11 protein-coding genes are annotated in these 11,875 nt (G+C 72.4%); 9 read left to right on the forward strand and 2 right to left on the reverse strand.

Annotation, left to right across the window (positions count from 1 at the left end):
* Nucleotides 1-9: 9 nt before the first annotated feature.
* Nucleotides 10-4,494 (reverse strand): polymorphic toxin-type HINT domain-containing protein, encoded by a 4,485-nt coding sequence (locus tag ACQEVZ_RS03230; RefSeq protein ID WP_433361044.1) that lies wholly within the window; start codon nucleotides 4,492-4,494, stop codon nucleotides 10-12.
* 220 nt (nucleotides 4,495-4,714) lie between these two features.
* On the opposite strand from ACQEVZ_RS03230, the gene ACQEVZ_RS03235 reads away from it, so the two are divergent.
* Complete coding sequence (locus tag ACQEVZ_RS03235) at nucleotides 4,715-5,518, forward strand: class I SAM-dependent methyltransferase (protein ID WP_433361047.1); 804 nt, start codon at nucleotides 4,715-4,717, stop codon at nucleotides 5,516-5,518.
* Here the strand turns inward: ACQEVZ_RS03235 and ACQEVZ_RS03240 are convergent.
* A complete protein-coding gene (locus tag ACQEVZ_RS03240; protein WP_433361050.1) occupies nucleotides 5,515-5,892 on the reverse strand; it encodes an ArsR/SmtB family transcription factor in 378 nt (125 codons plus the stop codon). The two genes, ACQEVZ_RS03235 and ACQEVZ_RS03240, sit on opposite strands and share 4 nt — an antisense overlap.
* Before the next feature lie 91 nt (nucleotides 5,893-5,983).
* On the opposite strand from ACQEVZ_RS03240, the gene ACQEVZ_RS03245 reads away from it, so the two are divergent.
* The 8 genes from ACQEVZ_RS03245 to ACQEVZ_RS03280 all read left to right on the forward strand — a co-directional run bounded on the left by ACQEVZ_RS03245 (nucleotide 5,984) and on the right by ACQEVZ_RS03280 (nucleotide 11,851).
* A complete protein-coding gene (locus tag ACQEVZ_RS03245; protein ID WP_433361053.1) occupies nucleotides 5,984-6,130 on the forward strand; it encodes a hypothetical protein in 147 nt (48 codons plus the stop codon).
* A gap of 61 nt (nucleotides 6,131-6,191) precedes the next feature.
* Nucleotides 6,192-6,449, forward strand: coding sequence for a hypothetical protein (locus tag ACQEVZ_RS03250; protein ID WP_433361056.1), 258 nt, complete (start codon nucleotides 6,192-6,194; stop codon nucleotides 6,447-6,449).
* Nucleotides 6,446-7,678 carry a M28 family metallopeptidase gene (locus ACQEVZ_RS03255; RefSeq protein WP_433361059.1) on the forward strand — a complete coding sequence of 411 codons (1,233 nt, stop codon included), beginning with the start codon at nucleotides 6,446-6,448 and terminating at the stop codon, nucleotides 7,676-7,678. The genes ACQEVZ_RS03250 and ACQEVZ_RS03255 overlap by 4 nt, the downstream gene beginning before the upstream one ends.
* 27 nt (nucleotides 7,679-7,705) lie before the next feature.
* Nucleotides 7,706-8,038 (forward strand): ArsR/SmtB family transcription factor, encoded by a 333-nt coding sequence (locus ACQEVZ_RS03260; RefSeq protein WP_433361062.1) that lies wholly within the window; start codon nucleotides 7,706-7,708, stop codon nucleotides 8,036-8,038.
* On the forward strand, nucleotides 8,035-8,559 hold the full coding sequence (locus tag ACQEVZ_RS03265) for an N-acetyltransferase family protein (protein ID WP_433361065.1): 525 nt from the start codon (nucleotides 8,035-8,037) through the stop codon (nucleotides 8,557-8,559). Before ACQEVZ_RS03260 ends, ACQEVZ_RS03265 begins: the two co-directional genes overlap by 4 nt.
* Nucleotides 8,560-8,631: 72 nt before the next feature.
* Nucleotides 8,632-10,038, forward strand: coding sequence for an NAD(P)-binding domain-containing protein (locus ACQEVZ_RS03270; RefSeq protein WP_433361068.1), 1,407 nt, complete (start codon nucleotides 8,632-8,634; stop codon nucleotides 10,036-10,038).
* Nucleotides 10,038-11,396 (forward strand): MFS transporter, encoded by a 1,359-nt coding sequence (locus ACQEVZ_RS03275; protein ID WP_433361071.1) that lies wholly within the window; start codon nucleotides 10,038-10,040, stop codon nucleotides 11,394-11,396. Before ACQEVZ_RS03270 ends, ACQEVZ_RS03275 begins: the two co-directional genes overlap by 1 nt.
* 149 nt (nucleotides 11,397-11,545) lie before the next feature.
* The gene (locus ACQEVZ_RS03280; protein WP_433361074.1) at nucleotides 11,546-11,851 is read left to right on the forward strand and encodes a hypothetical protein; all 306 of its coding nucleotides are present in this window, start codon (nucleotides 11,546-11,548) and stop codon (nucleotides 11,849-11,851) included.
* Nucleotides 11,852-11,875 lie beyond the last annotated feature (24 nt).

The raw sequence follows: 11,875 nt of genomic DNA on the forward strand, positions 1-11,875 counted from the left end.
CACACGTCCTTACGGAACGAACACGACATCGATTCCGACGATACCCTCCCTCGCGAAGAGGTTACGTATCGCTATCGCCGTCTCCTCCTCCGCGACGGGCCAGTAGATCGAACTGCCCGTGCCCTGCGCCGCATTGAGCTGCCGCCTCGCCTGCTTCACAAGGTCATCGGCGCCGGTGTACCACTCCGCCTCGATGAACTCGCCGTTCACGATGAATGAGGTGTACCCGTAGCCCTTGGCGTCGATCAGAACACCGGCCCGGTATCCGTCGAACTTCACGTTGTCGAGCACGTAGCCGATATTTCTCGGCACGCCGCCCGTCATGCGGAACTCGTACGCCGCGGACCTCGCCGACATGGTTTCATTGATCGCGGTCCACACGCCCGGACCTGTGAGGTCGACCCAGCAGCTCCCGGCGTTGTGCGCGAGCACCGCGACCGATCCGGCCTGCACGAAGTAGGCATGCACCCCTTCGATGCCGAGGTCGTACATGTCCCGGGCACCGGTGAACGAGCGGACCGACCTGACGGTTGCCCTGCTGCCGTCCTCGGTGCGCAGCCGGCTCCTGGCGGCGAGATCCTGGGCCTCGACCCACGCGCCGCGGGCGTCATCCCAGAACGGGTGGTGCGGGGTGGTGTGGATGACCCTGGTCCGGCCGCGCCCGTCCCGGACGCTCACATCGGCGAGTGCCGAGTCGCGATGACGGAACACCTGGGCAACGACGCCGACGACCGGGCGCCCGTTGTTGGGGTCGATCGTGCGGACGTGGTCACCGACCCGCACCTGGTCGATCCGCTTGCGGCTGCCGTCGGACATGACAACCCGCGTGTCCGCGGCGAAACTGTGCGGGACTGGCGCGGTGGTGCATCGCGCGAGCAGGTCCTCTGCGAGGTCGGCCTCGAGCCGCGCGAGGGCCGCCGCCTCGATCTCGGAGGCGCGCAGCGCGACGTATGCCTCCCTGATGCCGACACCGGTTCGCATGGCCACTCGGAGCGCGACCACACTGCGGGCAACGAGTTTGAGCGCGGCGGGCGCGAGCAGCGTCCCGGCGACCCAGGCGCAGTCAGTGACCTTTCCCCGCGCGCAGCCGACGAAGTCGCTGATCATGCCGTACGCCAGAGATTTGAGGAGCGCCTCCTCGATCGGCTGCAGCTGGATACGGACCGTTCGCTGCTCGTGCTCGTTGACGTCCTTCGCAGCAAGATAGTCAATCTTGTATGCCTCAGGACATGTCGTGTCACCGGTGACGGGGCAGGTCCGGGCCAGGTAGATCACAGTGCCGGTGAGGTGGTGATCGACCTTGAGATCGCAGACGTGGACGTTGTCGTAGGGGATCTGACAGTCACCGTTGCTGGTGACGGTGTCGGTGATGTTGGGCACGACCAGCAGTCCGGCCTCGCCGGCCGGACCGTTCTCGCTTGCCGCGACCGCCATGGCGTTGTTGTCGGCCTCGATCTCGGCCAGCATCGCCGCACTCTCGGCCTGTTCCGCGGCGGCAGCCGCGTTGGCGGCAGCCTGTTCGGCGGCGGTGGCATCGGCCTCGGCCTGCTGGGCTGAGGCCTGGGCCTGACCGGCGGCGTACTCCGCCGCATTGGCCGCCAACCGGGCCGCGGCCGCGTCGCGTTCGGCCGCCGAGGCGGCCGCCAGGGCGGCGTCGGCATCGGATCGAGCAGCATTCGCTGCGGCATCGGCCGCAGCCGAATCCTGCACCGCCTGAGCCTTGTACTGCGCGGCGTTTGCGTCCGCCTGTGCCGCGGCCGCGGCGTCGATGGCAGCAGCCGCGGCGGACAGCCGGGCCTGTTGCAGCGACTGGGCGGCCGCAACGGCGTCGATGGCGGCGGCCGCGGCGGCCTCCGCGGAGAGCTTGACGTCCGCCTCGGCCCGGTCTGCCGCGGCCTGTGCGGCCTCGGCCGCCTCGGCCGCCTCGTCAGCGCGGACCTGCGCGACAGCCGCCTGCTGTTCGGCGAGCGTCTTCGCAGACTGACCGACAAGGACCGCCATACCGGCGGAGGAGTCGATCTGCTGGTACGGCGCGCCCAGGGCGATCGCATCGTCCGCAGGCGCAGCGACGAGCAGCGCCGCATCGCGGGCGGCGAATGCGGACTGCAGCGACGCAAATGCGGCGCCGACCGCCTTGCTGCTGTTGACGCGCGCCGCGTCCGCGTCGGCCCGGGCGGCCACGGTGTTCGCGCTGGCCTGCGCGGCCAGGGCGAGGGCCAGGGTGGCCTGCCGTTCGGCCTCCTCGACGTTGGCGGCGGCCAGATTCGACGCCGCGATCGCGTCGGCGGCCGCCGAATGGGCCTTGGCCGCCGCCGCGGTGGCGGCGTCGAGGTCGGCCTTGGCCGCGCGAGCTGCCGCCTCGGCACGGGACGCCGCGGCGTCGGCCTCGGTCGCGGCTGCACGGGCCGCGGTGGCGGCGGCGGTCGCGACGTCCGCCGCGTCGCGGGCGTGCTGCGCGGCCGTGGTGGCCTCGTTCGCGGCCGCACGGGCGGCGGTCGCCGCGTTGCGTGCCTCGACCGCGTCCTCGCTGCCTTCCGTCGCGGCCGCTCGGGCCTCGGCGGCCTCCGCCTTGGCGACCAGCGCGTCCCGGCGCTGTTCGGCATTGACCGCATCGGTCCGCGACGTCACCGCCCGGGTCTCGGCGGCCTGGGCGTCGAGGCGTTTCTGGGCCGCGGTGGCGGCGGAGGTGTCGGCGTCGTCGCGCTTGGAATTGGCGATCGCCAGCTGCTGCTGGGCGGTGGCCTCGGCGGCGGCGGCCTTGGCCCGTTCGGTGTCGGCGACCGCGCGGAAGTTCGCGGCGTTCTGCCGTTCGGCCTCGGCGACGAGCCGCTTGGCGTGCGCGTCGGCGGCGGCGTTCTTCGCGGCCAGCTCCTGCTGCTCGGCGGTGGCCCGGGCGGTCTTGGCCGTCGCCGCGTGCTGCGCCGCCAGATCGGCCTGGGCCTGCGCGGCCAGGGCGGCGTCGTGCGCCTGCGCGGCCGCCTCCTGCGCGGCGGCCCGCTGGTAGTAGGCCTGTACGGCGTTCATTTCCGCGCACGCCCGCTGGAACATCGCCTCGCTGGTCGCGGCGGTCGCGTTGGACGTCTGTACCGCGGTGTTGATCGCCGCGACGGTCGCGTCGACCGCGGCCGCGGAAGCCTTCGTCACCTGCGCGGACTGCAGCGCGTACGCCAGGCCCCGGCCACGTGGCAGGTTTCCCGCCGCCGCGACCTGCGCGGCCTGCGTCTGCGCCGTGTCCACTGCGGTGACCTGGTTGTGTGCCGACGTGGCGGCCTGCTGCGCGATCGTCAGCTGCTGGGCGATCGTGTCGCGGGTGAGCTTCAGCGTGCTGTTGAACTTCGCCGTCGGCGTCCAGCCCGGCCCCATGTCCTTCTGGTACGCCAGCAGCCTCTCCGCGACCCACGCCTGTCCGACCGCCTCCACCATCGCGTGCGACGCGGTCCACAGGTCCTTCCACGCCTGCGCCTCGGCGGCCACAATCGCGTCGCGCTGCGGCTTCTGCCCGGCCAGCTCCGCCTGCCACTCTGCCTGCGCCGCCGACACGATGCCCGTCAGCACCCGGTACGGGTCGGCCGGGTTGTTGAAGTCGCAGTTCGCCCAGCGGATCTTCATCGCCTCGACCTCGAGACGGAACTCCTGCGAACCCGGCGCCGGCGCCGCCTTGGCGAACCCGCCGTACTGCAGGAACATCCGCGCGTCGTCGGCCGACATGCCGTTGGCGATGTCCGTCAGGGGCACGATGTCGCCACCGCCGAACAGCGCCGACAGCTCGTCCTCGAACGTCCGGAACGCCGCGAAGTACTGGTCCGACTGCCCCTGCTCCGCGACCAGCGCGGTCACCCGGTCCTTCGCCGCCTGCCCCGCCCGCGGCACGACATCGGCGTTCAGCGCGTCGTACGTGCGCTGGTCACCGGCCCGGATGAACGCCCGGAACGCATCGTCGAAGCCAGGCACCTGGACCTGGTAGCTGATCGGGTTGATCTCCGACAGCCACCGCTCCTGCTGCGCCGTCTCGAACCCCGCCGGCGGCGGCGAGGCGTCCCAGTCCTGCTGCGCCGCCACACCCAGCGGCGACTCAAACGCACTGCCACCGGCCAGCGCCGCCCGCCGCTGCGCGTCCGTGCCGGCAAGGGCCTGCGCCGCCAGCGCCCGCACGTTCGGGCCGCCCTGATGCAGCACGTTGCCGACCCGGCACCGGTCCTCACGAGCCTGCGCGCCGTCCTTCGAGCTCGGCGTCCAGTCGTTGAAACTGGTGTGCCTGTTCGTGTAGTCGTAGTTGGAGAAGCCGTCCCAGACGCTCCACTCCGGCCACAACGGCCACGCCACATCCGGCATCCCCGGCGGCGCACCTGTCCCCGACGTGTTCGTCAACGGCGGCGTGTCCGGCGCCGGCACCGCACGCGCGGTCGTCGACCCGACCAGCGCCACGAGGGCGACCACGACCAGGACCTTCCGGACCAGGGAGGCGCCCGGCGACAATTTCTGCAGCAGTTTCACAGGTATCCCCGTCAACGAGAGGGCAGCACAGAACACCGCCATGACGGCGGCCGAAGAACGGCATCGCACGCGAGAAGCGCACGCGGCAGCGAACACCGCACGCAGACGCGCGGTGTTACGAAAGGCGATCAGGCGGGCTTGAACGCGCCGCTACGCGTGAAACCTCATCAGTCACTCTTCCCCGTGTGAACCCGCGGCGGTTCGGCGGGCATCGATATTGATGAAGAGGACTCAATCAGGTTGTTACTATGGGTGGCTCACCGGCGACCGGTACACGGGCAGCCGTCCGCACGCGACGGTCGATCTCGTCATCGAGGCGCCGGACGTCCTTGCCGACGCGTTGCAGCGGCAGGGCTGGCCGTTGGAGGCGCGGGCGGTGCGCGACGCGGCGGCGGCGTTCGCCTCGATGCAGGACGCCGACTGGTACGCGGGCGGGATCCGGCTGATGGAGGCCGCGTACCTGCGTGGGGAGACTCCGCAGGCGGGTTCCGGGTTCGGCGGGACGGCGGAGGACTGGCGCGGCAACCGGGAGATGATCCTGGACGGCGTCGACCGGGACGGGACCTTCCTGGACGTCGGCTGCGCCAACGGGCTGTTGATGGAGTCGGTGTATCGGTGGGCGGCCGAGCGGGGGCTGCGTGTCGAGCCGTACGGGGTGGATCTCGGCGCGAATCTGGTCGCGGCGGCGCGAGACCGCCTGCCGCAGTGGGCGGACCGGATCGAGGTCGGCAACGCCATCGACTACGTGCCTGCCGGCGGCCGGCGGTTCACGTACGTCCACGTGTTGTTGGAGCTGGTGCCGCCGGCGCATCGGGCAGGTCTGCTCCGTCACGCCTTGGACGTATTGGTCGAGCCGGGTGGGCGGCTGCTGGTGAGCAGGTACGCCCCGGCCGGCGGGACGGACCGTGCCGACGCCGCCGACGACGTCCGGGCGCTCGGGTTCGTGGTGGGCGGTGTCGCGTACGGCGGGACCGGCGGGCGGGCCGCGTCGACGGCGTGGATCGAGCGTGGGCCCGCCTCCTAGGCGGTCGGTTCAGCAACCGTGAGCAGGGCGGCGAGCTGGCGCATGATGCCGGGACGGGCCCGGTAGTAGACCCAGGTGCCGCGCCGTTCGGCGGCGACGAGTCCCGCTTCGCGCAGGGTTTTCAGGTGGTGGGAGATCGTCGGGCCGGAGAGCTCGAACGCTGGGGTGAGGTCGCATACGCAGATCTCCCCGCCGTCCGCCGAGGCGATCATCGACATGAGCTGGAGCCGGACCGGGTCGCCGAGGGCCTTGAACGCGGGGGCGAGGACGGCCGCGGTCTCGGCGGGGATGCGGTGCTGTGCGATCGGCGGGCAGCACGGGGCGTCGGCGGCGTTGAGGTCGGTGAGGGTGAGCAGCCCGGCTTGCTTTGACATGCCTCTAGGTTGACAGATCTCGAAACAGCGTGCAACTCTCTGATTCGACAAACGTCTAGTTCGACCAGTGTCCAAACAGGGAGCTACGATCATGTTCAGGTTTCGCCGCCGCGCCATGCGGCCGTCGGGTGTGCGGTTCTGCGACAGCTGCGCCGAGGTCACCACCGCCGATGAGCGCGCCCGCCGCCGTCACGAGCACACCGTCGCGCAGGCCCGCTCCCGGGTTCCGCTGCGCTGAGCACCTCCCCGCTCACCCCCGTCCGTCGAGCACGTCCATCGATCGTTGAAGGAGCATGACCATGTCCGACATTCAGACCCAGCCCCCCGCCCAGGGTGGTTTCGCCGGCGACCCGGCGGCGGCGCTCACGGTGGCGGGGACCAGCGGCTGTTGCGGGAACCCGCCGCGGGCCACTCTCACCCTGCCCGAAGCGGCCGAGCCGGCTGCTGCGAGCGGTCCGTGCTGCGGCACGACGGCCGAGGCGGAGACCGAGGGTGCCTGCTGCGGCACGGCGGCGAAGACCGGAGCGGTCGCTTCTGGCACGGGCTGCTGCGGATGAGCACCACCGGCCTGCCGGCCTCCGCGCTCGACGCGCTCGGCGAACTCCTGGAGGCGGTGTCCGGTGAGCGGATGACCGCGACCGTCGCCACCCTGGCCGACGGTCCGTTCGCCGGGCGGCGGGTCGGCACGGCCGGCGGAGCCGCCGCCCGCGCCTGGCTCGCGCAGCACCTCGACGATCTCGGGGCGGCGGTGACGTTCGAGCCGTTCACCGTCCCGCACGTGCCCGAGGTCTACACCGTGCCGACCGTCCAGTGGCACGACGGCACCGCGACCCGTCACCTTGCCTTCGGCCGTGACGTGGCCGTGCACCTGGCATCGGCCGACCAGCCGCTGGTCCGCCGCGGCGACCTCGCCGTCGCCGGAGCGGGCGACCCGACCGGCCGGTGGCTGCTGGTCCCGGCGGGGATGACCCTGTTCGACGCCTACGGTCACGCGCACGGCGCGCTCGGGCTGCTGCTCGGGCGGGGCGTGGACGCGGACGGTTGGCAGTACACGATGCTCGCCGGGCCGAACCCCGGTCCATTGCCGATCCTCACCCTGGACACCGATACGCACGCGGCCGTTGGGGCCGATGGCTGGTTCGCGGCGAACACGCCGATCCGCCGCTTGGACGTCCCGGCCGTCAACGTCCACGCTCGCTGGCGCGCCGCCGCGGCCGGGCGGCCGGACCTGCTGCTGACCGCGCACTACGACGGGGTCGGCGACCATCCGGGGCTGCGGCAGCCGGCCGCGGCCGACAACGGCAGCGGCGTCGCCGTCGTCCTCGAGGCCGCCCGAGTGCTCGCGGCGGCCCTGCCGGACGGCATCGGGCTGTCGGTGGCGCTGCTGGACGGCGAGGAGGCCGGCGCGCTCGGCTCCGCCCACCACGCCGCGCAACTGCGCCAGGCCGGGGCGGCGCCCCTTGTCGTCAACGTGGACGGTGCGGGACACCTCAACGACGCCGCCGCGGTCGAGGCCGGCGGGCCGGCGCACGGGCTCCTGGCGGCGCTCGACCAGGCCGGCCGGCACACCGGGCTGCCCCTCGCGGCCGGGCCGGTCGCCTCGGACAACCGCCGCTACGCCGCCGCGGGACTCGCCGCCGTTGGCATCGGGGCTGGGATGGCCGGTTACCACAGCCCGGCTGACACCGCCGACCGCGTCGAAACGGCCACGCTCACCGCGGTGGCCAGGCTCGCGGCTGCGACGGGATGGCTCATCGGCACACCGTCGACTACAGTTTCATCGTAGATCGGCGATAAACGATAACGGTGGTGGATGGTGACCGAACTGCTCGACCGGGCAACCGCGGAGACGTACGCGTCGTGGTTCCGGGCCCTCGCGGACCCGTCACGGGTGCAGATCGTGGAGTACCTGGCGCGGCAGGGACGGCCGATGAGCGTCGGCGACCTCGTCAAGGCGGTCGGCCTGGCACAGTCGACGGTCTCGCAGCACCTGAAGATCCTCACCGAGGTCCGGTTCGTCCTCGTCGAGGCGGTCGGCAACGCCCGGCACTACCGCATCAACCAAGCCTGCATCGGCTGCTTCCCGTCCGCCGCCGACGTCGTCATGGGCCGACCGGCGCCCACCCCGATCGGAGACTGCGCATGACCACCGCGCCCGCCCGCGCGACGGTGGCGATCCGGGCGATGACCGCCGGCGACGCAGACCACGTGCTGGCGATCTACCAGGCCGGCATCGACGGCGGCAACGCCAGCTTCGAGCCCACCGCCCCCGACTGGGCCACCTTCGACGCGGGCAAGCTCCCCGAGCACCGGTTCGTCGCCGTCGACGGCACCGGCACGGTGCTCGGCTGGGTCGCGGTCTCCCGCGTCTCGGCGCGGGCGGTGTACGAAGGTGTGGTCGAGCACTCCGTGTACGTCGACCCGGCCGCACAAGGCCGCGGCGTCGGGCGGGCGCTGCTCCAAGCGCTCATCGCCTCCACCGAGGCGGCCGGGATCTGGACCATCCAGTCCGGGGTCTTCCCGGAGAACACCGCCAGCCTCGCCCTGCACCACGCCGCCGGGTTCCGCACCGTCGGCGTCCGGGAACGCGTCGCCCGGCACGCGCCACAAGGCAACCGCTGGCGCGACGTGGCATTCATCGAACGCCGCAGCCCGCACATCACCTGACCCCTCTCGCATATCCGGCAGCGCCGGACTGCGCCCACATATTTCGACATTTCTCAAGACAGGAGCCATACCGTGAACACGTTGCCAGTTGTCGTCATCGGGGGCGGACCCGTCGGTCTCGCCGCCGCCGCCCATCTCGCCGAACGGGACCTGCCGTTCCTCGTCCTGGAAGCCGGCGACGGCCCGGGCGCCGCCGTGCGGCAGTGGGGGCACGTGCGGCTGTTCTCCCCGTGGCGGTACAACGTCGACGCCGCCGCCCGCCGCCTCCTGCTCGACGCCGGCTGGATCGAACCCGACCCTGAGCTCCTGCCCACCGGCGCCCAGCTCACCGACGACTACCTCCAACCCCTCGCCGACCTGCCCGCCCTCAAGCCGCACGTCCGCTACGGCGCCCGGGTCGAGGCCGTCACGCGCCTCGGCCTCGACCGGATCCGCACCGCCGGCCGCGACCAGGCACCGTTCCTGGTCCGGCTCACCGACGGCGACGACATCCTCGCCCGTGCCGTCATCGACGCCTCCGGCACCTGGACCACCCCGAACGTCCTCGGCGCCTCCGGCATCCCGGCGCGGGGCGAGCGGGCGGCGGCCGGGTTCGTCGAGCAGGCGCTGCCGGACGTCCTCGGCACCGACCGGGACCGGTTCGCCGGCAGGCGCACGGTGGTCGTCGGAGCCGGGCACTCCGCAGCGAACACGCTGCTGTCCCTCGCCGAACTCGCCGGACAGGAACCAGGCACGAGCGTGGCCTGGGCGATCCGTGCGCAGGACCCGGCCCGCACCTACGGTGGCGGCGCGGCCGACGCGCTGCCCGCCCGCGGCGCGATCGGCTCCCGGCTGCGCGAACACGTCGACGCAGGCACCGTCGAGCTCGTGGCCGGGTTCTCGGTCCAGGCGGTCGCTGTGGAAGGCGACCGGGTGCGGCTGTCCGACGGTACGAGCGACATCACCGCCGACCGGATCGTTGCCGCCACCGGGTTCCGGCCTGACCACGGCTTCATCTCCGAGCTGCGGCTGGACCTCGACCCGGTGCTCGGCTCGACCCGGTCGTTGGCGCCGCTGATCGACCCGAACGAGCACTCGTGCGGCACCGTGCCGCCGCACGGCGTCGACGAGCTCACCCACCCCGAGCCCGGGTACTACGCCGTCGGCGTGAAGTCCTACGGCCGGGCGCCCACGTTCCTGCTCGCCACGGGCTATGAGCAGGCCCGCTCGGTTGTCGCTGCCCTCGCGGGGGACTGGACCGCGGCCCGCGACGTCCAGTTGGACCTGCCGGAGACCGGTGTCTGCAACAGCAACGCCCCGCTCGAGGCCACCACGATCGAGGGCAGCGGCGGCTGCTGCGGCGCCCCCGCAGAGAACCCGGCTCTTGTGCCGGCCGGGCGTGGCCTGGCCACGGGTATCTCGGGCGGCCTGCTGTCCACCCCGCTGACCCTGATCACGGCGACCGGGCAGTCCGACCAGCAAAGCGGCTGCTGCGGCTGATGACTGTCACCCGCACCCCGGCGCCCGCTGCCTCTGACACTGGCGGCGGTCGTCGGGGGTTTCACGGCTGGCGGATCGTCGCGGTCTTCGCCGCCACCCAGACCGCCGGCTACGGCTGCCTCTACTACACGTTCCCCGTCCTGCTGCACCCCATCGCGGCCGACCTGCACACCTCCACGGCCGCCGTGACCGGCGCGCTGACCACGGCCCTGCTCGCCTCCGCCGCGATGGCGATGCCGGTCGGGCGGTGGCTGGACCGGCACGGCGGCCGCGCGCTCATGACCGCGGGTTCGGCCGCCGGGGCGCTGCTGCTCATCGCCTGGTCCCAGGTCCAGGCGCTGTGGCAGCTGTACGCCGTGTTCGCCGCACTCGGCGCCGCGATGGCCATGGCGCTGTACGAACCGGCGACCGCCGTCATCGTCGCCTGGTTCGACCCGGCCCGGCGTACCAGAGCGCTCCTCGGCATGATCGTCGTGGCCGGGTTCGCCAGCACCATCTTCATGCCCCTCACCGGTCTGCTTGAGGATCGGTACGGCTGGCGGACCACCCTGCTCGTCCTCGCGTTGCTCTACACCGCCGTCGCGGTGCCGTTGCACGCGATGGTCATCCGCCGCCCCTCGCATGGCGCAACCGTGCACCGGTCGACGCCCGCGACCCGGCGCGCCGAGGTACGCGCGTCGGTCCGCGACACACGGTTCTGGTGCCTCGCCGTGGCGTTCGTCGCCCACGGCGCCGCGATGAGCGCCATGACCGTGCACCTCGTCGGGTTCCTCGTCACCGTCGGCCACCCGGCCACGTTCGCCGCCACCGTCGCCGGGCTCCTCGGCGTGCTGTCCGTCACCGGCCGGCTGCTGCTCACCGCCACACGGCGCCGCTTCCCGCTGCACACCGTCGTCGCCGGCATCTTCGCCGTCCAGGCCGCCGCCGCGATCAGCCTGCCGTTCATCGGCGGTACCCGCCTCGGTGCCGTCGTCGCCGTGACAGGGTTCGGCATCGGGTTCGGCGTGGCCAGCCTCGCCACCCCGAGCCTGCTCGCCGACCGGTACGGCACCACCGCCTACGCCAGCATCGCCGGTACGCTCAACACTCCGGTCGCGCTCGCCAAGGCCGGCGCACCGCTCGGCGCCGCCGCCCTGTACACCACCGCCAGCGGCTACACGCCGGTCCTGGTCACGATCGGCGGGGCGTCCCTGGCCGCAGTCGCCGGCATCCTCGCCCGCGCCGGCAGTCCTTCACCAGCCGCTCACGCCGGCAGGGCCACTGACGACCGCTTAGCCAGCGCGTGCTCGAGGAACTGCTGGAACGACACGGCGTCCATTCGACAACCAGAAGAGTCGAACGTGCCGGGACAACCGTAGGTTGTCAGTCTGGCGGGGTTGAGTCGAGGGGTTCGAGAAGCGGGCAAAGCCGGTCGGGGCAGGGCTGCAGGTGGCGACGAGCTGTTCCAGCGCCGCCTGGATGGCGGCGAGTTGGGCGATCTTGTTGGTACAGGGTTGACACTTGTGGGGTGATCGTGGAGCTGCGCGCGGTGCCGGACTGCCCGAACCTGAACGCCACGCGGGACCTGTTGCGCGCGTGCCTGGTGGAGGCCGGCCTGCCGGTGACGGTGCTCGAGCGGGTCGGGGACTACCCGTCGCCGTCAGTGCTCGTCGACGGGCGTGACGTCACCGGCGCCGACCCGCACGGCCCGGCCGCGTGTGTGCTGCGCCCACCGACCGGTGAGCAGATCCGTGCCGCACTGCGTGCGGCGGCGACGCGAGGCGGCCCGGGTGATGCGATCCGCGCGGACCGGGGCGACGCCGAGGTCCGCTGAGCTGACCAGGTTCGGCGCGGCGGC

The organism is Dactylosporangium sp. CA-152071 (assembly GCF_050936335.1).
GTDB lineage: Bacteria > Actinomycetota > Actinomycetes > Mycobacteriales > Micromonosporaceae > Dactylosporangium > Dactylosporangium maewongense.

Coding starts and splice junctions, on each gene's coding strand:
- ACQEVZ_RS03235 (WP_433361047.1), top strand. CDS start 4,715: ATGAAGAGGACTCAATCAGGTTGTTACTATGGGTGGCTCACCGGCGAC.
- ACQEVZ_RS03240 (WP_433361050.1), bottom strand. CDS start 5,892: ATGTCAAAGCAAGCCGGGCTGCTCACCCTCACCGACCTCAACGCCGCC.
- ACQEVZ_RS03245 (WP_433361053.1), top strand. CDS start 5,984: ATGTTCAGGTTTCGCCGCCGCGCCATGCGGCCGTCGGGTGTGCGGTTC.
- ACQEVZ_RS03250 (WP_433361056.1), top strand. CDS start 6,192: ATGTCCGACATTCAGACCCAGCCCCCCGCCCAGGGTGGTTTCGCCGGC.
- ACQEVZ_RS03255 (WP_433361059.1), top strand. CDS start 6,446: ATGAGCACCACCGGCCTGCCGGCCTCCGCGCTCGACGCGCTCGGCGAA.
- ACQEVZ_RS03260 (WP_433361062.1), top strand. CDS start 7,706: ATGGTGACCGAACTGCTCGACCGGGCAACCGCGGAGACGTACGCGTCG.
- ACQEVZ_RS03265 (WP_433361065.1), top strand. CDS start 8,035: ATGACCACCGCGCCCGCCCGCGCGACGGTGGCGATCCGGGCGATGACC.
- ACQEVZ_RS03275 (WP_433361071.1), top strand. CDS start 10,038: ATGACTGTCACCCGCACCCCGGCGCCCGCTGCCTCTGACACTGGCGGC.